Annotated in this window: 20 protein-coding genes and 1 pseudogene; 8 read left to right on the top strand and 13 right to left on the bottom strand. The window is 70.8% G+C overall.

Annotated features, from left to right (window positions below; genetic code table 11):
* Positions 1-47 precede the first annotated feature (47 nt).
* Positions 48-1,223 (top strand): annotated as a pseudogene (locus EGT67_RS11290) (acyltransferase family protein); the annotation flags it as partial.
* Here EGT67_RS11290 and EGT67_RS11285 read toward each other — a convergent pair.
* From EGT67_RS11285 to EGT67_RS11270, 4 genes are all read right to left on the bottom strand, one after another.
* Positions 1,118-5,380: an alpha-(1->3)-arabinofuranosyltransferase gene (locus EGT67_RS11285; RefSeq protein ID WP_206612355.1), complete on the bottom strand. Its 4,263-nt coding sequence runs from the start codon at positions 5,378-5,380 to the stop codon at positions 1,118-1,120. The pseudogene EGT67_RS11290 and the gene EGT67_RS11285 sit on opposite strands and share 106 nt — an antisense overlap.
* Before the next feature lie 88 nt (positions 5,381-5,468).
* Complete coding sequence (locus EGT67_RS11280) at positions 5,469-5,642, bottom strand: DUF2613 domain-containing protein (protein WP_127916171.1); 174 nt, start codon at positions 5,640-5,642, stop codon at positions 5,469-5,471.
* 42 nt (positions 5,643-5,684) lie between these two features.
* Entirely contained in the window at positions 5,685-6,830 is a 1,146-nt protein-coding gene (locus tag EGT67_RS11275; RefSeq protein WP_127916170.1) for an isochorismate synthase, read from the bottom strand.
* 55 nt (positions 6,831-6,885) lie between these two features.
* Complete coding sequence (locus EGT67_RS11270; protein ID WP_127916169.1) at positions 6,886-7,353, bottom strand: universal stress protein; 468 nt, start codon at positions 7,351-7,353, stop codon at positions 6,886-6,888.
* 131 nt (positions 7,354-7,484) lie between these two features.
* Between EGT67_RS11270 and EGT67_RS11265 the strand changes: the two genes are divergently transcribed.
* Both EGT67_RS11265 and EGT67_RS11260 read left to right on the top strand, forming a co-directional pair.
* Positions 7,485-8,666 carry a glycoside hydrolase family 3 N-terminal domain-containing protein gene (locus tag EGT67_RS11265; protein WP_127916168.1) on the top strand — a complete coding sequence of 394 codons (1,182 nt, stop codon included), beginning with the start codon at positions 7,485-7,487 and terminating at the stop codon, positions 8,664-8,666.
* Positions 8,667-8,752: 86 nt separating this feature from the next.
* The gene (locus tag EGT67_RS11260) at positions 8,753-9,349 is read left to right on the top strand and encodes a TetR/AcrR family transcriptional regulator (protein WP_127916167.1); all 597 of its coding nucleotides are present in this window, start codon (positions 8,753-8,755) and stop codon (positions 9,347-9,349) included.
* Between the two features lie 62 nt (positions 9,350-9,411).
* Here the strand turns inward: EGT67_RS11260 and EGT67_RS25070 are convergent, their stop codons facing one another.
* The 3 genes from EGT67_RS25070 to EGT67_RS25065 form a co-directional block, all read right to left on the bottom strand.
* Entirely contained in the window at positions 9,412-9,567 is a 156-nt protein-coding gene (locus tag EGT67_RS25070; protein ID WP_164877538.1) for a DUF6131 family protein, read from the bottom strand.
* Between the two features lie 48 nt (positions 9,568-9,615).
* Positions 9,616-9,915: a WhiB family transcriptional regulator gene (locus EGT67_RS11255; RefSeq protein ID WP_127916166.1), complete on the bottom strand. Its 300-nt coding sequence runs from the start codon at positions 9,913-9,915 to the stop codon at positions 9,616-9,618.
* 67 nt (positions 9,916-9,982) lie between these two features.
* Positions 9,983-10,126, bottom strand: coding sequence for a hypothetical protein (locus tag EGT67_RS25065; RefSeq protein WP_164877537.1), 144 nt, complete (start codon positions 10,124-10,126; stop codon positions 9,983-9,985).
* A 427-nt stretch (positions 10,127-10,553) separates the two neighbouring features.
* Between EGT67_RS25065 and EGT67_RS11250 the strand changes: the two genes are divergently transcribed.
* Positions 10,554-10,928 carry a hypothetical protein gene (locus EGT67_RS11250; RefSeq protein WP_127916165.1) on the top strand — a complete coding sequence of 125 codons (375 nt, stop codon included), beginning with the start codon at positions 10,554-10,556 and terminating at the stop codon, positions 10,926-10,928.
* A 182-nt stretch (positions 10,929-11,110) separates the two neighbouring features.
* Positions 11,111-11,446, top strand: a complete 336-nt coding sequence (locus tag EGT67_RS11245; protein ID WP_127916164.1) for a MerR family transcriptional regulator — start codon at positions 11,111-11,113, stop codon at positions 11,444-11,446.
* 47 nt (positions 11,447-11,493) lie between these two features.
* Here the strand turns inward: EGT67_RS11245 and EGT67_RS11240 are convergent, their stop codons facing one another.
* Both EGT67_RS11240 and EGT67_RS11235 read right to left on the bottom strand, forming a co-directional pair.
* The gene (locus EGT67_RS11240; RefSeq protein ID WP_127916163.1) at positions 11,494-12,366 is read right to left on the bottom strand and encodes a MaoC/PaaZ C-terminal domain-containing protein; all 873 of its coding nucleotides are present in this window, start codon (positions 12,364-12,366) and stop codon (positions 11,494-11,496) included.
* Positions 12,366-13,712, bottom strand: coding sequence for a 3-oxoacyl-ACP reductase (locus EGT67_RS11235; protein ID WP_127916162.1), 1,347 nt, complete (start codon positions 13,710-13,712; stop codon positions 12,366-12,368). The genes EGT67_RS11240 and EGT67_RS11235 overlap by 1 nt, the downstream gene beginning before the upstream one ends.
* Positions 13,713-13,883: 171 nt before the next feature.
* Between EGT67_RS11235 and EGT67_RS11230 the strand changes: the two genes are divergently transcribed.
* Both EGT67_RS11230 and EGT67_RS11225 read left to right on the top strand, forming a co-directional pair.
* Positions 13,884-15,221: an acetyl-CoA C-acetyltransferase gene (locus EGT67_RS11230; protein WP_127916161.1), complete on the top strand. Its 1,338-nt coding sequence runs from the start codon at positions 13,884-13,886 to the stop codon at positions 15,219-15,221.
* 277 nt (positions 15,222-15,498) lie between these two features.
* On the top strand, positions 15,499-17,532 hold the full coding sequence (locus tag EGT67_RS11225) for a VanW family protein (RefSeq protein WP_206612346.1): 2,034 nt from the start codon (positions 15,499-15,501) through the stop codon (positions 17,530-17,532).
* A 5-nt stretch (positions 17,533-17,537) separates the two neighbouring features.
* On the opposite strand, the gene EGT67_RS11220 is transcribed toward EGT67_RS11225, so the two are convergent.
* The 3 genes from EGT67_RS11220 to EGT67_RS11210 form a co-directional block, all read right to left on the bottom strand.
* Entirely contained in the window at positions 17,538-19,430 is a 1,893-nt protein-coding gene (locus EGT67_RS11220) for a YhgE/Pip domain-containing protein (RefSeq protein WP_127916160.1), read from the bottom strand.
* Between the two features lie 2 nt (positions 19,431-19,432).
* The gene (locus EGT67_RS11215; protein ID WP_127916360.1) at positions 19,433-20,125 is read right to left on the bottom strand and encodes a hypothetical protein; all 693 of its coding nucleotides are present in this window, start codon (positions 20,123-20,125) and stop codon (positions 19,433-19,435) included.
* Between the two features lie 112 nt (positions 20,126-20,237).
* Positions 20,238-20,867: a pyridoxamine 5'-phosphate oxidase family protein gene (locus EGT67_RS11210; protein WP_127916159.1), complete on the bottom strand. Its 630-nt coding sequence runs from the start codon at positions 20,865-20,867 to the stop codon at positions 20,238-20,240.
* Positions 20,868-20,935: 68 nt separating this feature from the next.
* On the opposite strand from EGT67_RS11210, the gene pdxR reads away from it, so the two are divergent.
* Positions 20,936-22,456: a MocR-like pyridoxine biosynthesis transcription factor PdxR gene (gene pdxR / locus EGT67_RS11205; protein ID WP_127916158.1), complete on the top strand. Its 1,521-nt coding sequence runs from the start codon at positions 20,936-20,938 to the stop codon at positions 22,454-22,456.
* Here pdxR and EGT67_RS11200 read toward each other — a convergent pair.
* Positions 22,428-24,263 carry an acyl-CoA dehydrogenase gene (locus EGT67_RS11200; RefSeq protein WP_127916157.1) on the bottom strand — a complete coding sequence of 612 codons (1,836 nt, stop codon included), beginning with the start codon at positions 24,261-24,263 and terminating at the stop codon, positions 22,428-22,430. The genes pdxR and EGT67_RS11200 overlap by 29 nt on opposite strands.
* Positions 24,264-24,318: the final 55 nt, after the last annotated feature.

The following is a 24,318-nucleotide window of genomic DNA, read 5'->3' as shown; positions in this document are numbered from 1 at the left end:
CACGTCGCTCTTTCGGTTCCGCAACGACCCGGGCACACTTGACGGCGATGAACAGCTCACACCTCGCCGCACCGGCTCCGGTCGGCAATCCCCGGGCGTTCGTACCGGCGCTCGAGGGGATGCGCGGATTCGCGGCGTTCGGCGTGCTGGTGACGCACGTCGCGTTTCAGACCGGTGCCACGGGCGACGCGATCGTGGGCAGGATCTGGGGACGGTTCGACCTCGCCGTGGCGGTGTTCTTCGCGCTGTCGGGCTTCCTGCTGTGGCGCCCGCACGCCGCGGCGGCCCGCGGGCTCGGGTCTCCGCCGACGGTCGGCAAGTACTGGCTCAACCGGGCCGCCCGCATCCTGCCCGCCTACTGGGTGCTGGTGGTGCTGGTGCTGGCGTTCCTGCCCGCCGCCGGGGGCGGGTGGAAGGTGTGGGCCGCGAACCTCGCGTTGGTGCAGGTCTTCGTGCCGCTGACCCTCACGGAGGGGCTGACCCAGATGTGGTCGCTGTCGGTGGAGGTGGCGTTCTACCTGGTGCTGCCGCTCCTCGCGCTGGCGCTGGTGAAGCTGCGGGGATCGGCGGCCCGGTTCCGGGTGCCGGTGCTGCTCGGACTCGCGCTGGTGAGCCTGACGTGGGCGTTCCTGCCGGTGCCCGCGCCGGACGGCATCCACCACGACAACTGGCTTCCGGGATACGTCCCGTGGTTCGCGGCGGGCATGCTGCTCGCCGAACTCGCGATGGTGGGCGGGACGTGGGTGCACCGGCTGGCCGAGCGCCGGGTGTGGATGGCGGCGATCGCGGTGGTCGCGTTCGCGCTGTCGACGACGTGGCTGGCCGGTCCCGAGGGACTGGTGCGGGCCGCGCCGTGGCAGTACGCGACCAAGATCGCTCTCGGCGCGGTGATGAGCTTCGCGCTGCTCGCGCCGCTGGTGCTGGCCGGGCACCGGCACCGCATCCTGGCGAGTCCCGTCGCGCTGGCGGTGGGGCGATGGTCCTACGGCCTGTTCATCTGGCATCTCGCGGTGCTGACCATCGTGTTCCCGATGTTCGGCATCGCCCCGTTCAACGGCAACTTCTGGTTCGTCCTCGCGGTGACCTCGGTGCTGAGCATCGCGGTGGCGTCGGCCAGCTACGCGCTGGTGGAGGAGCCCGCGCGCCGGGCCGTCAAGCGCTGGGAGAAGCGTCGCCACATCGGCGAGCGCGACAGCGGCAGCGCCGCGACCCCGACACAGACGACGCCGATCAGCGCGAACAGCTGAATCAGGAACGAGTGCCCGACGTAGCCGTCGGCGGCCCGCCACGGCCCGGTGGACAGCAGCACGGATGCGGTCACGACCGAAACCCCGGCGGTGCCGACGAGGACGCGGGCGGCGAACGCCGGGCCGCGCCAGCGTGACAGGCCCAGCGCCCCGGCAGCGACCAGCACCGTGACCAGCGTGCCTACCGGCCCCGCGACCACGGTCGCGACGGCCAGCACCCCGCCGGCCGCGGCCACGGCACTGCGCCACGGCCGCGGTGCCGGCCCGGGTTCGCGGGTGCGTCGCCGCGGGACGAGGGCCAGTAGCGCCAGCGGGATCAACAGCAGCAGCCCGAACGCGATCCCGGCGCGGTACCAGCGATCCGAGGGGAACGTGAGGGTGACGGTGCCGTCCGTTCCGGCGGGCACGATCCAGCCCTGCTGCCACCCGCCGACCACGACGGGCTGCAGTTCGGTGCCGTCCGGCGTGGTCGCGACCCAGCCGATGTTGGTGCTCTCGGGGACCACCAGCAGCCGGTCGGTGTCGGATGCGGTCACGTCGAGTTCCCGGAGGTTCGCGGTCCAGCGCCCCACGGCGGGCGAGGCCGGGGCGGCGGCCGGGGGCGCGGGCGTCGCGTTCAGCTGCAGTCCGTCCACGGTGAACGCCGCGCCGGGCGCGACGACGACGTCCTGACGGCCCGCCGGGAGCGGCACCGCGTCCGGCGTGCACGGGGTCGCGGTCACCGGCTGCCCGGACCCCAGCCGCCCCGCGGTCGTGGCGATCGTCATCCGCACCGTCGTCCCGCCGATCACGAGCGTGGGTCCGGCGTCGCACCCCACCGTCACGGTGCGCTCGGACGGCCCGGTCGCGGTGCCCGGCACGGGGTTGCCGTCCGCCCCGAGTGCGACCACCTCCGCCAGGCCGGCCGGCTGCAGCTGCAGGAAGCCGAGTCCGGTCCGGTCGAGGACGTCGGTCCACTTCACCAGCGACAGCACGATGGTGTCGGTGACGTGCGGTTCGAGGGAGATCGTCCGGGGTGCGCGGGAGCCGTCTTCGAAGTCGTCGAGGTCGCGGGTCTGCGGTCCGTTGCCGAGGTTGACGGCGACGCGGGTCGGCGCGGCGGGCAGGTCGCCGGGGCTCGGGGTCAACTGCAGGCCGGTGACCAGCGTCGGCTGCGGGAGCTTGATCGTCAGGGTGGGCATTCCGCCCTTGCCCTTCGCCGTCTCGGCGGGGGCCGTCCACGACGTCGCGACGTCGCCGTCGACGGCGGCAGTCGCGCTTCCGCGCAGTTCGACGCCGTCCGATCCGCCCCGGGCGGTGACCGCCGCCGGGTCGGCGACGAGCGCGTCGAGGGCCGCGCCGGGTCGGGGCCGCAGCGTCAGTTCCGGGGTGACGGTCGTCGCGTCCGGCACGGACAGGGTGCGGGTGAAGGTCCCCGGCTCCTCGGGCGGCAGGATAAGCGCGCTGCTGCAGTGCACGCGGTCCGGGCCGTCGGCGCACCCGGACCGGCCGGGCAGCTCCTGGCCCAGATCCCAGCCGCGCACGTCCGCGCCGACGGGCGTCGGGGGCAGGACGGTGCGGTGCACGATCGGCACCGGCACCGGGCTGCCCGACGAGTAGTCGTCGACCGACAGCTCGCTGATCCCGAACTGGAATCCGGGTGAGCCGTCCTCGGTGTGGGTCGCGAGGATCCGCAGCCACGGCGTCGTGCCCGACGGCAGCGACACGTCGACCGGCTCGCCGGGCTTGTCGATCTTCACCGACGTCGATCCGTTGGGCGTCTCGATGCGCAGCCACTTCACGGGCGGGCCGAAGGCGGCGGGACTGGTCGTCAGGTGCAGCATCCCGCGGGTGACGGGGGTGTCCAGGTCCACGCGCAGCCACTGCCCGCGTGCGGTCTCGAGCCCGTTGCTGAGCCACGCGGTCGCGGGATCGCCGTCGACCGTCGCGGCCGGTCCGCTGCCGGGCGCGGTCCCGCCGAGCTGGGTGGCATCCGAGGCCGAGCTGGACACGGTGATCGAGCCGGACCACTCGCCCTCGACCAGCGGGGCCTCCGGCACCGGGTAGTCGGGGACGGCGTTGTAGGTGCGGCGCGGGTCGTCGGGGCCGCGCAGCGCGGAGCTGTGGTTGTCGACCTGACCGAAGTCGGTCTCCCGGTCGGTGGGGGTGTCGGTGACGGTGACCGAACCGACGTCGATGCCGGCCCGGCTCGCGTCGGTCGCGAGCAGCGCGGGACCGGTGACGGTGCCGTTCTCGGCGAGCCGCTGCAGCGACTCGGGTCCGCCCTGCACGACGGGCACCGCGTCCAGGTCCACGGTGTACGGACCGGCGGGCGGTGTCGCGCCGCTCGGCGAGGTCACCCGGTAGATCTCGATCGCCGGGTAGGCGGGGCGCAGGTCGCCGTCGACGACGACGTTCTCGGCGGTTTCGGGCGCGATGTCCTCGCCGAACTGGGCCACCTTCTCGAGCCCGCCGGACCCTTCCACCGCCTGGTGCACCAGGATCGGGCGCGCCGACCGCGACGTGTCGGGGTCGAGGTCGTTGCGCACGACGACGTAGCGGATGCCCTGCCCGAGCAGCGTGTCGGCGAGACCCGCCGACGGGCGTCCGTCGGAGATGAGGCGCTGCACCGAGTCGAGGGCGCGGATCGCGCCGGGCGGGACGAGGGGGACGGCGTCGCGCACCGCCCACGGGGTGGAGGTGAGGGCCTGCAGCGGCTCGTCGCGGGTCAGTCCCCACACCTGGGCGCCGAACGGGGCACCCGGCACCACGAGCGCGCGTTCGGCGTCGGCGCCGTCGCCCGACCCGGCGGCATTGTCGGCCAGCCACTGCGCCGTGTCGTGCCAGTACTGCGGGACCTCGTCGTAGGCGCCGCGCGGGGCGAGCCTGCCGGACCAGGCGAGCGACGTCGTGAGGGTCAGCGCGACGAGCAGCAGCGACGTGACCGCGACCATCGGTTCGCGCTCGGGGTGCGCGAAGGCGCTGCGCCAGCGTCGCAACGGCACCGAACCGGGCAGCGGCACCTTCGCGAGCAGGTGCGCGAGGCCGAGGACCAGCGGCAGCCGGACCAGCGGCTCGAGCTTGTGGACGTTGCGCAGCGGGGCGCCGGTGCCGTCGAGGAACGCCCGGACCTGCTCGGCGATCGGGGAACCCAGTTCGCCGAGGTAGCCGGCGCCGAGCCCGGCGATGCCGACCAACAGGATCAGGGTCAGCCGCCCCTTCGCGGGCATCTTCCGCATGCACAGCCCGGCCAGCCCGGCGGCGGCGATCAGTCCGGTCGCGACGACGGCGACGGGCTGGGTGACCAGCACGGTGCCCGCGACCCGCTCGGGGGAGACGAACGGCGTCCAGCTGTCGGTGCCGCGCAGCACCTCGGTCAGCGACGTCCACTGCGTCGTGACGCCGGACGACTCGATGTAGTCGAGGAACGGCGGGCTCACCCGGCCGAGCAGCAGCAGCGGGACGATCCACCACAGCGTCGCCAGCAGCAGGCACGGGACCCACCACGCGGTGAACACCCACCAGCGCCGGTTCGGTCGGTGCGCGATCCACCACAGCCCGGCGACCAGGCAGGCCGCGGCGGTGGCGACGGCGTTCACCGCGCCCATGAGCGCGACGGCGAGCGCCGACTGCGCCGCGAGCCGGCCGAGGCTGTGCGACCGGTCGGCGCGCCAACGCGGGGAGGTCGCGAGGATCACCGGGAGCAGCACCCACGGCGCCAGCATCATGGGTAGCGACTCGGACGAGATCGAGCCGATCGTGGTGAGCACGCGCGGCGACAGCGCGAACGCGACGGCCGCGACGATCCGGGAACTGCGGCTGCCGATGCCGAGTGCCTCGGCGACGCGGATGATCCCCCAGAACCCGGCGACGATCAGCAGCGCCCACCACACCCGCTGGGTGATCCACGGCGGGACGTGCAGCAACTCGCCGAACGCGAAGAACGCGCCGTGCGGGAAGAAGTAGCCGTAGGCCTGGTTCTGGACCTGGCCGAGCGGGGCCACGCTGCTCCACTGGTGGGCGGCGCGGGAGAGGAAGCCGATCGGGTTCTCGGTGAGGTCGTACTTGGTGTCGGCGACGATCAGGCCCGGCGACTGCAGCAGGCACACGACCAGCGCGACGAACCCGGCGCCGATCAGCCAGCGCCGGGTCAGTGGTTCGGTCGAAGGTTCGACGGAAGGCCCCTCACCGGCGGGGCCGCCGGAGGAGGGGGAGGTGCGTAAACGCGCGATACGAGCGGGCTCAGCGGCTGCCGTACTCAACCTGGTTCAGGATCGAGGAGGGGGCGTTACCGGAGCGGTCGATGTCGGGAAGCGTGTTGTCCTGAGCGGCCGCGGTCACGCCGAGCACGGCGCCTGCACCGACGAGTGCACCGATCACAGCGCTGGCAACGCCGGGGACAAGGAACTTCGCCATCTCGGATCTCCCATGGTCGAGCCGCCGGGTACGCGCGCGTTCTTACTCGTGCGTACGCGATATCCGGGTCAAGGTATCACCTGCCGTGTCAGCGGCGGGCGAGTCCACGCCGAGTGCCCCGAGCAGCGTGCCGAGTTTCGTGGTCGTCTCGTCCAGTTCGGCGACGGGGTCGGACGCCGCCACGATCCCGCCGCCCGCCCACGCGAGCGCGGTGGTGCCGTCGGCGTCGATCTCGGCGCACCGGATCGCGACCACCCAGTCGCCGTCGCCGGCCGCGTCGCACCAGCCGACGGCCCCGCCGTAGAAGCGGCGGTCGCCCTCGATCTCGCGGATCGTGTCGAGGGCGCGGTCGGTCGGGGTGCCGCACACCGCCGGTGTCGGGTGCACCCGGGTCGCGAGGTCGAGCGACCCGAGCGACGCGTCGCGCAGTTCGCCGCGGATGGGGCTGGCCAGGTGCCACAGCTCCCCGGTCCGGGTCAGCTGGGGTGTCGACGGCACGTCCAGGTCGGTGCACAGCGGCGACAGGACGTCTCGGATCCAGTCGACGACGAACGCGTGCTCGGCGAGGTTCTTCGCCGACGCGAGCAGGCGGTCGCCCTCCGCACGGTCGGCGGCCGGGTCGGTGTGTCGCGGCGCGGATCCGGCGAGCGGACGGCAGGTGACGGTCGTGCCGCGTCGGCTCAGCAGGATCTCCGGGCTGGCGCCGACGAGGGTGTGCCCGACGTAGCCGGCACCGGCCGCGGTCAGGTCGACGGCGAATCCGTTGGCGGCCTCGTGGCGCACGACCATGTGTGCGGCCAGCGCCTCCGGGGAGATCGGGCCGTCGGCGACCAGTCGCACCGCCCGGGCGGCGACGACCTTGTCGAGTTCGCCGCGCCCCAGGCGCTCGAGCAATCCGCGCACCCGTTCGACATGTTCTGCAGCGCTGGGTATTTCGCTTTCGATGCGCACGCGCGGCAGCGGCGCCGGGTTCGGGGTGGCGGGGCGCCACGGGCCGGGCGCCCACGACACCGTCTCGGGGGCGGTGAGTGCGGCTGGGGCGGCCGGATCGAACGGCAGCGCGCCGACGATCAGTTCGGTCCGTCCGGCCGCGAGGGCGGCCGTCGCCGCGGTCGCGCTGTCGAATCGATCCCGCGCGCCGGTGGTGCGGAGAGTGCGATCGGGGCGCGAGAGCAGGAAGCCGTCCATGGTGCTGCCGACGATAGTCGGGGCACCGCGGCCGGCCGCCTCGAGGTTCGGCCCGCTACTTCCCCGGCGGGACGATCAGGACCGGTCGGTGGCTGTGCCGCAGCACGTGGTCGGCGACGCTGGACTGCAGCAGCGACCGCAGTCCGGTGGTGCCGCGGGTGCCGGTGACGATGATGTCGGCGTTCAACTCGTCGGCGCACTCGACGATGGTCGCCCAGATCGCGGTCGCGGACTCGCAACACCGACCCTCGGCGTTGAGCCCGGCGGCCAGGGCCAGGTCCACGCCCTCGTCGTTGGTCGTCTTCGCGTCGGTCAGGGCGATGTCCTCGGAGGCCTCGTCGGGAACCCACTCGGGTTGCATCACGCCGGACAGTCCGGACATCCGCGCGGCCTGCCGCACCATCGGCTCCCACGCGGTGGCCACCACGGCGCGATTCGCGGCGAGGAACCGGCCGGCGTATTCGATCGCGCGTTTGGCGTTGTCGGAGCCGTCGTAGGCGATGAGCATGAGATCTGCAGGCACTGTGACCTCCTGAAATCCGGGTCGACCGGCGGTCGCGGTCTTCGGCTCTCCGTACTTGAGATTACCTTGCCATTACCTGTGACGTTCGGCTCGGGAAATGGCCCGATCGGATGTCGACTACCGTCGGATATATGCGAATTCGACATGTGGTGGCGGTCGCGTTGTGCGCCGGACTGGCCGTCGGCTGTTCGTCCGGGAACGGCACCGACACGACCACGACCGAGTCCCCGGCGCCGTCCTCGACGTCGCAGCCGGTGTCGAAGACGTCGAGCGCGCCCAAGGCGCCGTCGCCGTTCGGCTCGGCGGTGTGCGGGCCCGCCTTCCTGGACTCGCTCACTGAACGGCAGAAGCTTGCGCAGCTGCTCACGGTCGGGGTCACCGGCACCCAGGACGCGCTCGACATCGTCGAGTCCGAGCAGATCGGCGGCATCTTCATCGGCAGCTGGACCGACGACGCGATGCTCGCCGACGGCGGAGTCGACCAGGCCGCGGAGGCCAGTTCGGTGCCGCTGATGGTGACGATCGACGAGGAGGGCGGACGGGTCTCGCGCGTCGACGAGCTGTACGGTCCGGACCCCTCGGCTCGCCGGGTCGCGCAGACCATGACGCCTGAGCAGACCTACGAGATGGCGCGTGACCGCGGCCGCGAGCTGCACAAGCTCGGGATCACCGTGAACTTCGCGCCGGACGTCGACGTGAGCAGCCAGCCGGACGACTCGGTGATCGGTGACCGGTCGTTCTCGAACGATCCGCAGGTGGTGACCACCTACGCGGACGCGTACGCACGCGGCATGCGCGACGCCGGAATCATGCCGGTGCTCAAGCACTTCCCGGGCCACGGTTCGGCGTCGGGCGACTCGCACACCGGTGCCGTCACCACGCCGCCGCTCGACCAGTTGCAGACGACCGACCTGGTGCCCTACCGGGAACTGGTGGACACCGGTGTCGGGGTGATGCTCGGACATCTCAACGTCCCCGGTCTGACGACCGACAACCTGCCGGCCAGCCTGAGCCCGGAGGCCGTGTCGCTGCTGCGCGAGGGCACGGGCTACGGCGCCCCGCCGTTCACGGGCCCGATCTTCACCGACGACCTGAGCGGGATGAAGGCGATCACCGACCGGTTCGACATCGCGGAGGCCGTCGAGCAGGCGCTCGCGTCCGGGGTGACGGTGGCGCTGTGGCTCACCACCGACGACGTCCCGCGTGTCCTGGACCACCTGGAACAGGCGGTCGCGGCGGGTCGACTGCAGGCGTCGCAGGTCGACCAGTCGGTCCTGACGGTGGCGCGGGCGAAGGGGGCGGTGACCTGCTGAGCAGGGGCTGGGTCACAATAGTGATCGAACACTGACCTTCTTACCATCGAGTAAGATAGCGAGTCTTACCCCTGGTTGGAGGAATTATGGCTGGTGGCACCAAGCGGCTGCCCAGGGCCGTGCGCGAACAGCAGATGCTCGACGCCGCCGTCGAGGTCTTCTCCGACAACGGGTTCCACGACGCCTCGATGGACGCGATCGCGGCCAGGGCAAACATCTCCAAGCCGATGCTGTACCTGTACTACGGCTCCAAGGACGAGTTGTTCGCCGCGTGCATCCACCGCGAGGGGCTGCGCTTCGTCGAGGCCATCTCGCCCGCCGGCGACCCCAATCTGCCGCCGCGCGATCAGTTGCGTGCGGCCCTCACCGGGTTCCTGGGCTTCGTCGACCAGAACCGCAGTTCGTGGATGGTGCTGTACCGGCAGGCGATCGGTCAGCAGGCGTTCGCGTCGCAGGTCGGCAGCAGCCGTGACCGGTTGATCGAGTTGACCGCCAAGCTGCTCGAGTCGAGCACCAAGGAGCCGGAGCCCGGCACGGACTTCTCGATCATGGCGGTGGCGCTGGTGGGCGCCGGCGAGGCCGTCGCGGACCGGGTGGCCGGCGGTGAGATCGATGTCGATGCGGCCGTCGAACTGCTCGACAAGCTCGCGTGGCGGGGCCTGGCGGGCGGCAAGAAGAAGTAGTCCGCAGAAGCGACAGAAGGGTGGGACGGCATCGCCGTCCCACCCTTCTTTTTCTCGTTCGGTCAGTACCAATGCTTGCGGCCGCCGACGGCGCGCCCTGCCGCGCCGAGGATCAGCAGCACCGCGCCGACGACGAGGGCGATGACGCCGAGGGTCCACAGGATCGGAATCTTGATCAGCAATCCGATGACTAGAAGAATGATTCCCAGAGTGATCATGTTGCACTCCTTGGCATTTCGGTTCGGCCGGATTCTAGGGGGTGAACGTCAGGCCGCGCGGCGGTTCCGGACGCGGCGGCCGCGCAGCATGATCGCGCGCTCGGATTCGCCCACGCCGCCCCAGACGCCGAACGGCTCCGGTACGGCCAGGGAGTGCTCGAGGCACGTGTTCAGGACCGGGCACGACGCGCAGATCGCCTTGGCGCGCCGCTCGCGCATCATGCGGGCGTTGCCGCGCTCGCCGGTCGGGGGGAAGAAGATCGATTCGTTCATTCCCTGGCAGCTGCCGTGCTGCTGCCATTCCCAGGTGTCGGCCAGGGGTGCGAGGTTCGGTCGGATTCCGGTCATCGAATGCTCCTCGTGAATGTCGGGACTGTCGATCGCGCAGGCGCCGTTCGTGGCGCGGGACGACGAGTCAGGCGGCGTCGAGTTCGGCGTCAGCCATCCGGGTGTCGGCGATGCCGGCGAACATCTGGTCCAGCCGGCTGCGGAGTTCCTCGGTGCTGAGCGACCATGTGGCCGACGTGCGGCCGGTAACGGCCGAGTGGTTCGCGCTCACGTGCGGTCATCCTTTCTTCTCTGATACGGCCCACCCGTGGTCGGCGAAGCTTGCGTGTTCGCCGGTCGGGTCTGGAAGACCGGGAGCGGAGGTGGCCTGCCCTGATGGGCTGGTCTTCCCCCTCCGTCTCACTCTTCTTCTCTTGCATCTGGAAGCTTTGACTTCCGAACCGTACTACAAAATCTATATCGGAGAAAGCAGATAAATTGACTTCTACTCTCCAGTAGATCTTCGTTGCAGGTGAGAGGGGATTTATCGGAGATGTCTCGATCCGCATGGCGCCAACGAGCCTCGGGCGCGCCGGATGATGACGGACGCGTAACGTTTCGGGCAGGGGAGCGATGTCGGACGGCTCGAACGGGGTCGTGTGTCCTCGCCCCTGCTGCCGCAAAGCCTGCGGTGGCCACTCGGACAGAGGTGACCACCAGTGCCACGTTCTCGCGAACACGCCGACCACTATGCGGACGCTCTCACGGCGCTCGCCACGGCGACCCATCGCCCGGCGAACGTGGTGAACACGGGATCGGGCTATGCCATCCGCGTGGACTTCGAGTACAACCGCTACTTGCTGGCCACGAATCACGTCGTCGACGGGCTCTCGGGTGACGACGCCACGGCCGACACGTGGGTGGTGCGGTTCTATCAGGACTCCGCCGCCGAGGAGTCCGAGGTCCTCGTGACGACCCAGCATCAGTGGTTGGTCGACGCGCTCGATCTGGCCATCGTCGAACTCGGGCGTACCGGAAACTGGATCGAGGCCGATCTCGAGCTGGGGGAGTTGAGCACTCAGGGTGAGATGTGAGGGTGCAACCTTGTTGTGGCTCACGACGACAGGGAATCTTCGTCTCCCGGCACACATTCGATGTGGTGTCGGTGCTACGGTGAGGTCATCGGTACGAGCCTGCTGAAGTCGCCCGGAATGTCTGGCGCGTGGGGCGAAGCGACCGGTGAGCAATCCCCTCCCGCGACAGAACCCGACGCGATATGAAGGCCACGATGACGCAACAGTCTCCGCCCCGCTCCACCCGCGGAGTCTACGGAATCTCGGTCACCTCGGAGTTGACCGGAATAGGTCCGCAGACTCTGCGGCTCTACGAGCGTCGCGGCTTGATCAACCCGTCGCGCACCGGCGGCGGCACGCGGCGCTACAGCGAGGAAGACCTCTACCGGCTGTCCCGAGTGTCCGAACTGGTCGAGGTCGGCGTCAATCTCACCGGGATCCGGCAGATCCTCGAACTCGAGGCGGCCAACAATGAGCTTCGCGCCGAAAACGGTCGGCTCCGGCAGCAATTGGCGGAGCTGGAAACGCGCGAGGGCTGACGTCGCGAGGGCGGGACGAAGAGTGTCCGCCCCGCCCTACGACCATGTCAGCGCACCGTCGCGGTGAGGTGCGGGTAGCCCTTCTTCGGGTTCTTCAGTGACAGATCCCAGCCGTCGGAGGTCCGGTCGGCGTAGAGATTGACGGTCGCCGGCAGCACGATCGGCTTACCGAAGCGGACGCTGTAGGTGACCGCGTCGGGAACTCGCCCCTCGAGCGGCTGCAGTGCCGCCGCGGCGCTCCACATGCCGTGCGCGATCGTGCTGGGGAAGCCGAATGCCTTGGCGCCCAACGACGAGACGTGGATCGGGTTGCGGTCGCCCGACACCGCCGCGTACCGGCCGATGATCTTCTGATCCACCCGCAGCGTGCGGGTGGGCGGCGGCGGGACCTCGTCCACGCGTTCGGCCTTGGGTTCCTTCGGTGCGCCCGTGGGGTGCATCTTGAGGAACGTGCTGATCTGACGCCACACCAGTTCGCGGCCGACCGAGACCTCGCTGACGAAATCCACCTGCGTGCCCTTGGTGTGCGGGCGCAGGTTCTCGGCGCGGACCTTCAGGTCCAGTGGCTCGCTCACCGAGATCGGGCGCAGCTGCTCGATCACGTTGTCGGTGTGCACGGAACCGATTGCCGGGAAGGGGAACTCGCGTGCGGTGAGCAGTCGCATCACGGTGGGGAACACGAGCGTGAACGGGTACGTGATCGGCAGGGTGTCACCGAAGCGCAGCCCGCACACCTTCGCGTACGCGGCCAGGTTGTCGTGGTCGACGCGCAGACCCGACAGCGCCAGCGTCTCCCTCGGCAGGCTGCGACGGCCGGACGGCTTGACGAACGGCAGTGCGCCGAGTGCGGCGCGCGCGTAGTTGTCGAGGGTGCCGGGCTGCTCGTGCAACTGCACGAGGGTGCCCTTGCGGCCCGTCATCACGCCCCCAGCAGGGACTGGCCGCACACCCGGACGATCTGGCCGGTGACGGCGTTCGACGCGGGGCTCGCGAAGTACGACACCAGTTCGGCGACGTCGACGGTCTGGCCGCCCTGCAGCAGCGAGCTCATGCGGCGTCCGGCCTCGCGGGTCGCGAACGGGATGGCGGCGGTCATCGCGGTCTCGATGAAGCCCGGGGCGACGGCGTTGATGGTGATCTTCTTCTCGGCCAGCACCGGCGCGGTGGCCTGGACCAGGCCGATGACGCCGGCCTTCGAGGTGCCGTAGTTGGTCTGGCCGCGGTTGCCGGCGATGCCGGCGATGGACGACACGTCGATCACGCGGCCGCCCTCGCGCAGCACACCCTTGGCGACGAGTGCCTCGGTGATCTTCTGCGGGGCAAGGAGGTTGACGCCCAGGACGCTGTTCCAGCGGGCCTCGTCCATGTTCGCGAGCGTCTTGTCGCGGGTGATGCCGGCGTTGTGGACGATGATGTCCACGCCGCCGTGACGCTCGGTGAGGTGCTCGGCGAGCTTGTCGGCGGCATCGGGGGCGGTGACGTCGAGGGCCAGCGACGTGCCGCCGACCTTGTTGGCGGTCTCCGACAGCGCCTGGCCGGCGGCCGGGATGTCGGCGCACACGACGTGCGCGCCGTCGCGGGAGAGCACCTCGGCGATGGTGGCGCCGATGCCGCGCGCGGCGCCGGTCACGACGGCGACCTTGCCCTCGAGCGGGCGGTCCCAGCTGGCGGGGGCGACGGAGTCGTCGGCACCGACGCGGATGACCTGGCCGTCGACGAACGCCGACTTGGCGGACAGCAGGAAGCGCAGCGTCGACTCGAGGCCCGACAGGCCCGGTGCGGCGTCGGGGGAGACGTAGACCAGCTGTGCGGTGGAGCCGCGCTTGATCTCCTTGCCGACGCTGCGGGTGAAGCCCTCGAGCGCGCGCTGGGCGATCTGCTCGTCGACGCCGGACGTGAGTTCGGGGGTGGTGCCGAGCACGACGACGCGGGCGCACGAGGCGAGGTTGCGGATGGCCGGCTGGAAGAACTCGAACAGCTGGACCAGTTCGGTGACCTGGCCGATGCCGGTCGCATCGAACACCAGCGCGCCGTAGCGGTCGTCGTGCGGCTGCGCGGCGGGGTAGTCCGACAGCAGTTCCCGGATCGGCTCGACCAGGCGGCCCTTGCCGCCGACGAGGATCGGGCCGGCCAGCGCGGGCTCACCGGTCTTGTAGCGGCGCAGCTTCTCCGGCTGCGGCAACCCGGCCTGCTTGGCGATGAATGCGCCCGGCGCGGACGAGAGGAACTGCGAGTAGAGGTCGGGAGCGCCCTTGCTGGCTGCCACGGTCCACCTTCTTTGTGTTGTTGCTGTCGGTTGCGTTGTCGCTGATCGGGCACCCGCTACGCCAGGTGCGGTATCGACATTGAACTTACTCTGGAGTAAGTTCAATGTCGAGTGTGAACACTGTCGAGTGCAGCAGCCGACTGCCTACCCGCCACCTTTATGGAGAACGACGTGACCAGCAGAGCCCGTAACAGCAGCCGGAAGCCGGCAACCGCCCCGCAGTCCGGCGGTCGGCAGTTTCGCCCCGTCGCCATCGTCGGAGGCAACCGCCTTCCGTTCGCGCGCTCGGACCGGGCGTACGCGCACGCCTCCAACCAGGACATGTTCACCGCGACGCTCGACGGGCTGGTGAGCCGGTTCGGCCTGCAGGGCGAGCGGCTCGGCATGGTGGTCGGCGGTGCGGTGCTCAAGCACAGCCGTGACTTCAACCTCATGCGCGAATGCGTGCTCGGGAGCGCGCTGAGCCCCTACACCCCGGCCTACGACCTGCAGCAGGCGTGCGGCACCGGCCTGCAGTCGATCATCGCGGTCGGCGACGCCATCGCGTCCGGCCGCATCGACGCGGGCATCGGCGGCGGCGTCGACACCACCTCCGACGCCCCGATCGGGGTGAACAACGAGCTGCGCGAGTTCCTGCTGTCGATGAACCGGGCGCGGACCACCGCGGACCGCGTCAAGCTCCTCGGCCAGGTGCGCCCGTCGATGCTCGGCATCGAGATCCCGCGCAACGGCGAGCCGCGGACCGGTCTGTCGATGGGCGACCACGCGGCCATCACCGCGAAGGAGTTCGGCGTCCGCCGCGAGGACCAGGACGAGCTGGCCGCCGCGAGCCATCGCAACATGGCCGCCGCCTACGACCGCGGCTTCTTCGACGACCTGGTCACCCCGTTCCTGGGCCTGACCCGCGACGACAACCTGCGTCCCGATTCCACCGTCGAGAAGCTCGCGAAGCTCAAGCCGGTGTTCGGCAACAAGCTGGGCGACGCGACCATGACCGCGGGCAACTCGACCCCGCTCACCGACGGCGCGTCCGCGGTGCTGCTGTCGACCGACGAGTGGGCTGCCGAGCGCAATCTGCCGGTGCTCGCGCACCTGGTGGACTCGGAGACGGCGGCCGTCGACTACGTCCACGGCGGTGACGGTCTGCTGATGGCCCCGACGTATGCGATCCCGCGCCTGCTGGCCCGCAACGGTCTCACCCTGCAGGACTTCGACTTCTACGAGATCCACGAGGCGTTCGCGTCGGTCGTCCTCGCGACCCTGCAGGCGTTCGAGTCCGACGAGTACTGCAAGGAGCGCCTGGGCCTGGACGGGGCACTGGGGAGCATCGATCGGAGCAAGCTCAACGTCAACGGCTCGTCGCTCGCGGCCGGCCACCCGTTCGCGGCCACCGGCGGCCGGATCGTCGCCTCGCTCGCGAAGATGCTGGCGGAAAAGGGGTCGGGCCGTGGCCTGATTTCCATCTGCGCGGCCGGCGGCCAGGGCGTCACGGCGATCGTCGAGGTCTGACGACCCGGGCCGAACCGGACGAATCGGACCGTCCGGAACTCGGTGGTGTAACGCCTCTCGCCTGGGGGCGATATCCCAGTCGGCCCCGTGTTGTTGCCTGACCCCCGACCTGGCAACTACACGGGGCCGCTCTACGTTTCCGCGTCCGTCGCGGCGGCATGTGGTGCCGCCGACGGGAATCCCGAGTGGTCGTTACGAGCGTCCCGACTACGCTGAACGGGAACGAATACGCAACACGACGGCCCCGCACGGTGTCGATTCGGCAGGAGCCCACTTCATGAGCGACGAGCGCGACGGCGCCAAGGACCAGGCAAACCGCATGGGAGGTCCGGAACCGGACGAGAATCCGACCGAGATCATGCCGGTGGTCCCGTCGGATCCATCGGTTCCCGCCGGGGCGGACACCGCCTCCGAGGCTCCCACCGAGGCGTTCCGGACGCCGCCGGAGCGCATGCCCGCACCGCGGCCGGAAGCGGCGCTGCCGCCCCAGCCGGAACCCGGCCAGCCGGCGCCGCAGTCGCAGCCCGGGGCCCAGCCGACCCCGCAGCCCGAGCCGGAGCAGGCCGATACGGCGCCCCGGCGTCGGTGGGTGAAGTACGCCGCCGTGGCCGGCGGGGTCGTCGCCGTCGGCGTGATCGCGTACGCGGTGGACTGGGTGGTCTCGGCCGATCGGGTGCCGCGCGGCGTCACCGTTGCCGGGGTGGACATCGGCGGCCAGAGCACGGCCGCGGCGGAGGAGACGCTGCGGGCCCAGCTGGGGCCGCGAGTGGATCGTCCGGTGCCGGTGCGCGCCGGCACCACCGACAGCTCCATCGTCCCGTCGCAGGCCGGCGTCGGCGTCGACTGGGAGGCCACCGTCGAGCGGGCGGGCGAGCAGCCGATCAACCCGTTCACCCGACTGGCCTCGCTGTTCTCCGACCAGGAGATCGGCGTGGTGTCCACCGTCGACGACGCGGCGCTGACCGCGGCGATGGGCGATGTCCGGCAGGAGACCGATCGGGCCCCGCGCGAGGGCAACGTCGTGTTCGAGGGTGCCCGGGTGGTTCCGGTCGCCCCGCTGCCGGGTCAGAGCCTCGAGGTGGAGGCCGCCGAGGACACGTTCGTCGACGAGTGGGCGTTCGGCACCACCGTCGCCCTGCCGGTCGACACCGTCGACGTGACCGTCACGCAGGCCGGTGTCGACGCCGCGGTGCGCGACGTCGCGACCCCCGCGGCGGCGGCCGACGTCGTGGTGACCGGCAAGGACGGCGCGGCCGCGACGCTGCCCCGCGACCAGGTCGGCAAGGTGCTGACGTTCGTGCCCGACGGCGGCGGCGGGCTGTCACCGCAGTACAACGTCGAGGCGGCGACCGCGATCCTGGCGCCGCAGCTGGCGAGCACCGAGATCAAGCCCAAGGACGCGCAGATCAGCCTGTCGGGCGGTTCGCCGCAGGTGGTTCCGTCGGTCAAGGGCGACATGGTGCAGTGGCCCAAGACGCTCGAGCCACTCCCGGCGCTGCTCGCCGCGCCCGCCGAGCGCACCACCCCGGCGATCTACGAGCCTGCGGAGCCCGCGTTGACCACCGAGGGCGCCAACGCGCTCGGAATCCGCGAGGTGATCGGCGAGTACACCACCGGCGGTTTCGAGTACGCGTCCGGCGTCAACATCCGGCTCGCGGCCAGCGAGATCGACGGTGCGATCGTCAAGCCGGGAGAGACCTTCTCGCTCAACGGTTACACCGGTCCGCGCGGCTCGGCGGAGGGGTACGTCGAGTCCGGCATCATCAACAACGGGCGCCCCGACAAGGCGGTCGGCGGCGGCATCAGCCAGCTCGCGACCACCCTCTACAACGCCACGTACTTCGCGGGCATGGAGGACGTCGAGCACACCGAGCACAGCTACTACATCTCGCGCTACCCCGCGGCACGCGAGGCGACGGTGTTCGAAGGCGCGATCGACCTGAAGTTCCGCAACCCGTCGAAGACCGGCGTCATGATCCAGACGATCGGCACCAGTTCCAACATCACCGTCCGCATCTGGGGCACCAAGACCGTCGACGTGGAGTCGGTGACGGGCGACCGGTCCAACCAGACGTCGCCGAACACCATCACGCTCCCGGCCGGCCCGCACTGCGTGGCGTCGGGCGGCGCACCGGGCTTCACGGTCAGCGACACGCGGATCATCACCGACGCGGACACCGGCGCGCAGGTCTCCCGCAACACCCGGACCGTCCGCTACGACCCGGTGCCGATCGTCAAGTGCGTGTCGAACGAGTCGGCCCCGGCGCCGTCGAACGGGACGTCCGAACCGCCGGCGACCCCGACGCGCTGACGGCGTCACACCTCGATCGGCGGGTGCAGGCGCATCAGCGTCCACGTCCGGTCGCGGCGCACCGACAGCGCGCTCGCGGCCAGCGACGCCAGCAGCAGGCCGAGCAGGACCGCGATCGACACCCACAGCCGGGAGTCGATACCGCCGACGGTCAGCTGGCGTAAGCCGTTGACGGCGTAGGTCATCGGGTCGAACGGGTGCAGGATCTGGAACGGTTTCGCGGTGGTCTCAACGGGGTAGATGCCGCCGGACGACACCAGTTGCAGCATCAGGAAGGCGAGCGTGACGACGCGTCCGACGGCGGGCCCGAAGATCGCGTTGAAGGCCTGGATCATCGCCATGTAGGTGAGACCGACCAGACCCAGGAACGCGATGGTGCCGAACACGTAGACCGGGACCAGGCCGACGCCGAAGTGCACCACGACGTACATCACCAGCACCTGTGCGATCGCGATCAACGCGGCCGGCCAGTACGAGGCGAGCACCACCCGTAGCGCCCCGAGCCCCGTCGAGATCGGCCGGTTCTGAATGGGCCGCAACAGCATCCACGTGATGATGCCGCCGACGAACAGCGCCAGCGGCAGGAAGAACGGCGCGAATCCGGTGCCGAACGTCTTGGCGCGGTTGTCGTGGTGCTGGTCGAGTGCGATCGGCGACGACACGGTCTGCGCGACGGCGGTGCGCTGCTGCGGGTCCCAGGTCGGCACCTGCTTGCTGCCCTCCTTCAGCTGGGAGGCGAGCTCCCCGGATCCGTCCTTCAGCTGGCCGATGCCCGTCGCGAGCTGCTGCGAGCCCTGCGCGAGAGTCTCACTGCCACCGGACAACTGGGTCAGTCCGTCGTCGAGGGCGCGGGCCCCGGAGGCGGCCTGCTGCCCGCCGGACTGCAGCTGGGCCAGGCCGTCGCGCAGCTGTCCGGAACCGGCGACGGCCTGCGTCATCCCCGACCGGTAGGGGCTCGACGGGTCGCCGAGTTGGAAGGCGAGTTGCTGGGCGCCGTCGCGCAGCTGGCCGAGCTGGGCGACGGTGGCGGCGTCGAGCGCGGGTCCGAGGGCCCCGCTGATCCGGTCGACGAGCTGGTTCACGCCGGTACTGAGCTGTCCCGCGCCGTCACCGAGAGCGGCCGTCGCGCCGGAGAGCTGATCCATCCCGCCGGCGAGCGCCGACGCCCCACCCGCGGCGGTATCGATGCCCCCGGACAGCTGGGCGGTGCCGTCCGCGAGCGCGGTCGACCCGGTGTGCGCGGTGGTCAGGCCGTCGGCGAGGGTGCGGGATCCGCCCGCGAGTTGTTGCGCGCCGGCGTCGGCGGCCTGCGCGCCCGCCGCGAGCTGACCGGCGCCGTCGGCGGCCTTGCGTAGCCCGTCCCCGGCGGCGCCGAGCCCGAGCAGCACCTGGTCGACCGATTGCTCGCCGATCTGCGCGCCGACGATGTTGAGGATCTGCTGCGCGGCGTTCTGCCCGATGACGGTGCCGAGGTAGTTGTTGGCGTCGTTGTAGGTGAAGACGATCTGCGCCTTCCGGGGGTCGGGTCCGGTGGGGGAGGCGACGGATCGGCTGAAGTCGCCGGGCAGCGTCACCGAGAAGTAGTACCGCCCGGACGCGACGCCGGTCGACGCCTCGTACGCGGTGACCTCGTGGAAGTCGAGATCCCCGGAATCCTTCAGCCCCTGCGCCACCTGATCGCCGGCGTCGAGCGGTTTGCCGTCCACCACGGTGCCCTGATCGTTGTTGACGAGGGCCACCGGGATCTTGCCGGTGGCGGCGAACGGGTCCCAGAACGCCCACAGGTACAGCGCGCCGTACAGCAGCGGCATCAGCACGATGGTCACGAGCGCGACCCGGGGCATCAGCCCGCGCGAGAATCGCTTGAGTTCGGTACCGAGCGACATCCCTGCGAGCATGACTACACCTCGGCTTCGGACAGCGGATGGAATTCGTGGGCGGGCGAATTCGGTGGCAGCGGGTTGACCGCGGACGCGATCACGGTCTGCCGCGACCCGAGCACCGCGAGGTGTTCGACGAGCAGCGCCCGGTCGCGTTCCTCCCGAACCTGCTCGAGGTCGTCGACCAGCAGCAGGGGCGGCACCTGGGTGTTGGCGACGGCGATCCGCAGCAGCAGGTTGTCGAGTTCGCCCAGATCGCTGACGTACTCGCCGAGCTTCGGCAGCGGCCGGTCGCCGAACACCGGCGCGCACACCTGCTCCAGCTCACGCTGCCCGGCCCGTCGAATCAGCAGATACCACGTTGCATCCCAACGGATCTGCTCGGTGATGAGGTCGCGCACCGTCACCGACTCGGAGATGCTGTCGATCCCGTCGAATCCGGCGATGGCGGACACGGCACGGATCGCCGCCGGCTTGGTCCGCCCCAGCACGCTCAGCTTCCCCGACGACGGTCTCATCCGCCCGCTCAGCGTCAGCAACAGCGACGTCCGGCCCGACCCGGCGAATCCCTGGACCACCGCCAGACCCCCGAACGGGATGCGTAGATTCACCGGCCCGAACACGGGGCCGAGCGAGCCGCTGCGGGTCAGCCCCGTCGCGACGACAGCCGGCGGTGAGCCGGCGCGTCCGGAGTGCCCGGTTCGTTCGTCCATGCTGGTCACAGCGGCTCACCAACCTCGGTTCCGTGGCAGGATCGACATCGTCAAGCCAAACACACCACGCGGTGACGTGCCCGCCGCACGCCGGAATCGAGCGGTGCCGTCGTCACCGACCGTCGACGAGGCGGCGCACGGAGTCGGGCGGCGGCACGTGCGCGCGCACCCACGGTGCGGGGATCGGATCGCGGGCCGTGGTGTGCAGCGGCACCACGCCCGCCCATTCGCCGGAGTCCGCCGTCGGCGCGGGTGGCGGCGCGTCGCGCACCTTGACGGTCCAGCACCCCGGCTCGATGGGTAGGACCATCGCAAGGGTCGCGGCCAGCTCCTTCTTCGTATGGGTGCGCACCTCCGCACTGCGGCCGGGAACGAGGGCATCGGACATCAGGTCGAGCGCCCGCACCGCCTCGTCCCCGGCGCACCGGCGCAGGTTCCCGCGCACGACGGCCGATCGATAGTTGGCAGTCGAGTCGAAGAGCGTGTCGGCCACCACGATCCCGTCGAGCATCGTCACGGCGAAGGCCGCGGGAGCACCGTCCGCGACATGCCGCAGCGCGCCGGCACCCGTCGATCCGTGCAGCACGATCCGGTCGCCGTCGCGGGCGTAGAGCATGGGGACCACCCACGGCAGTCCGTCGTCCACGGTGGCGAGGGTGCCCACCGCCGTCGCGTCGAGCACGGCGTCGAGGTCGGTTCGCCGGGTGCCGGCGAGGTCGGGATATCTCCTGATTCGATCCATGGACCGAATCGTTCCCACTTTCCGGACTGTCCACCAGATCCAGAAATCGGCCGAACCGGTAGACCACTATGGTGGCTGCCGTGTCCCGCCACACCCCTGACCACCACGTGACCCTGCAGCTGCCCGCCACCGACGCGCCGCTGCGGCATCGCATCGCGGAGGCGATCGTCGAGCAGATCCGACTGCGCCGACTCCACCCGGGCGATGCGCTCCCGTCGACGCGCACCCTGGCGGCGGAACTCGCCGTCGCCCGAGCCTCCGTCGTCGACGCGTACGACGAACTCGCCGCGGCCGGCTACGTCGACGCGCTGCCCGGATCCTGCACCCGGGTGTCCGCTGGCGCAGACGTCGCCGCCGCCGCGGGCGCCGCGCCGCACGTCGCGCCGGAGACGCCCGCGACCGCGGCGCCCCGCCCGCCGCGATCGGCACCGCCGACATGGGATCTCACCCCGGGGCACCCCGATACGGACCTGATCTCGACCACCGACTGGCGCCGGGCCTGGCGGGGCGCGGCCGCGGCACCCGTTCCCACCGGCGCCGCGGGGCCCGGCGCGCACGCCGAACTCCGGCTCGCGCTGGCCGGACACCTGCGGCGCACTCGCGGCATCGTCGCCGACCCGGACGACCTCATCATCGTCCCGGGGGTGGCGTCCGCCCTGCGCGCCGTCGCGGCCGCGGCCGGACTGGCGGGGCGGGACGTCGCGTTCGAGGAGCCGGGCTATGTCGAGGCGCGGCGCGCGCTCCGGATGTCCGGTGCCCGGACGCGTTCCGTCGGGGTCGACGCGGACGGCCTCGACCCGGGATCGCTGCGAGACTCCGATGCGGCCGTGTATTGCACTCCGGCGCACCAGTATCCGCTCGGTTCCCGCCTCCCCGTCTCCCGTCGCGCCGGGCTCGTCGCGTGGGCCGCCGCATCCGGGCGCCTGCTCATCGAGGACGACTACGACGGCGAGTTCCGGTACGACGTGTCCGCTCTGCCCGCGCTGCGCAGTGTGGAGGGAGGACGCGATTGCGTGGCCTACATCGGCACGGCGTCGAAGGTGCTCACCCCGGCGCTGCGCCTGGCCTGGCTGCTGCCGCCGCGGGCGCTCCGGGGGCCGGTCGTCGAGGCGCTCGCGCTCGGCGGGGAGAGCGCCTGCGCGGTCAGCGGGCTCGCCTTGGCCCGGTTCATCGAATCGGGCGCTCTCACTCGGCATCTCGCGCGGGCGTCACGCACGTACGCCGCCCGTCGGGCCGCCCTGGTCGGCGCGCTGAGGCGGCACTGCGCCGGTGTGGAGTTGGTGGGCGTCGAGGCGGGACTGCACCTGGTCCTGCGGCTTCCGGACGACACCGACGACACCGCGGTCGCCGCCGCGCTGCGCGGCCGCGGAGTCGCGATGCCGCCGCTGTCGTCGTTCCTGGCCGATGCCGACGGCCCACGCGGGTTGGTGTGCGGATACGCCCGCCTGACCGAGACCCGCGCCGACGACGTCGCGGCGGTCGTCGGCGACGTGCTACGCGAAAGCGCCCGGCCGGGAACGAGTCCCGGCCGGGCGCCTCACCGACTTCGTGATCGGCGGATCAGAACGCTGCCTCGTCCAGCTCCATGATGTCGTTGTCGAGGTGCGACAGGATGTTGCGGGTCGCGGTCAGCTCGGGCAGGACGTTCTTGGCGAAGAACGACGCGGTCGCGACCTTGCCCTCGTAGAACGGCTTGTCCTTGTCGGACGCACCCTCGTCGAGCGCCTTGAGGGCGATCTCGGACTGGCGCAGCAGCTGCCAGGCGATGAGCAGGTCGCCCACCGACATCAGGAAGCGCACCGAGCCGAGGCCCACCTTGTACAGCTCGGTCGGCTGCTCCTGCGCACCCATGAGGTGGCCGGTGAGCACGGCGGCCATCGCCTGGACGTCCTCGAGCGCCGTCGACAGCAGGGCCCGCTCGGTCTTGAGGCGGCCGTTGCCGGCCTCGCTGTCGATGAACTTCTTGATCTCGCCGGCCACGTGGGCCAGCGCGACGCCGCGGTCACGGGCGATCTTGCGGAAGAAGAAGTCCTGCGCCTGGATCGCGGTGGTGCCCTCGTACAGCGAGTCGATCTTCGAGTCGCGGATGTACTGCTCGATCGGGTAGTCCTGCAGGAAGCCCGAGCCGCCGAGGGTCTGTAGGCTCTCGGTCAGGTACTGGTAGGCACGCTCGGAGCCGACGCCCTTGACGATCGGGAGCAGCAGGTCGTTGACGCGGTGCGCGAGCTGCTCGTCGGCGCCCGAGACCAGCTGCGCCATCGCCGGCTCCTGGTGCGCGGCGGTGTAGAGGTACACGGCGCGCATGCCCTCGGCGTACGCCTTCTGCATCGCCAGGCTGCGACGGACGTCGGGGTGGTGCGTGATGGTGACGCGCGGCGCGGTCTTGTCCGTCATCTGCGTCAGATCCGAGCCCTGGACGCGCTGCTTGGCGTAGTCCAGTGCGTTGAGGTAGCCGGTCGACAGGGTCGAGATGGCCTTGGTGCCCACCATCATGCGGGCGTGCTCGATGACGTCGAACATCTGCGCGATGCCGTTGTGGACATCGCCGACCAGCCAGCCGACGGCGGGGGTGCCGTGGCCACCGAAGGTGAGCTCACACGTCGCGGACGCCTTGAGGCCCATCTTGTGTTCGACGTTGGTGACGAATGCGCCGTTGCGCTCGCCGAGCTCGTTCTTCTCGAAGTCGAAGTGGAACTTCGGGACGAAGAACAGCGACAGGCCCTTGGTGCCCGGACCGGCGCCCTCGGGGCGGGCGAGCACCAGGTGGAAGATGTTCTCGAACAGGTCGTCCGAGGTGGCCGAGGTGATGAAGCGCTTGACGCCCTCGATGTGCCACGTGCCGTCGTCCTGCTGGACCGCCTTGGTGCGGCCGGCGCCCACGTCGGAACCGGCGTCCGGCTCGGTCAGCACCATCGTGGCGCCCCAGCCGCGCTCGACGCAGGTTGCGGCCCACTGCTTCTGCTCGTCGGTGCCGTTCTTGTAGAGCACGTCCGCGAAGGACGGTCCGGCCTGGTACATGAACGCGGCCGGCTGCGCGCCGAGCAGCATCTCGGCGATGGCCCAGACGAGTGCGCGGGGAACCGGCACGCCACCGATCTCCTCGGTCAGGCCCATGCGGTACCACTCGGCGTCCCACATCGCCTTGAACGACTTCTTGAAGGACTCCGGCAGGGTCGCCTCGTGCTTCTCGGGGTCGAACACCGGCGGGTTGCGGTCGGCGTCGGCGAAGGCCTCGCCGAGCGGCCCCTCGGCCAGACGTGCGACCTCGGACAGCATGTCCTTGACGGTGTCGGCGTCGAGGTCCCCCCACACGCCCTCACTCAGCGGCTTGTCCAGGCCCAGAACCTCGAAGAGGTTGAACTCGAGGTCCCGGACGTTGCTCTTGTAGTGGCCCATGTTTTCTCCCTGAAGTGGCACTGCGTTGGTGCGGTCTGGCTTTCCGTCGAGTACC

The organism is Prescottella agglutinans, assembly GCF_004011865.1.
Classification (GTDB): Bacteria; Actinomycetota; Actinomycetes; order Mycobacteriales; family Mycobacteriaceae; genus Prescottella; species Prescottella agglutinans.
The sequence above is the reverse complement of the archived record's forward strand: the minus strand, read 5'-3'. Positions and strand labels throughout refer to the sequence as shown.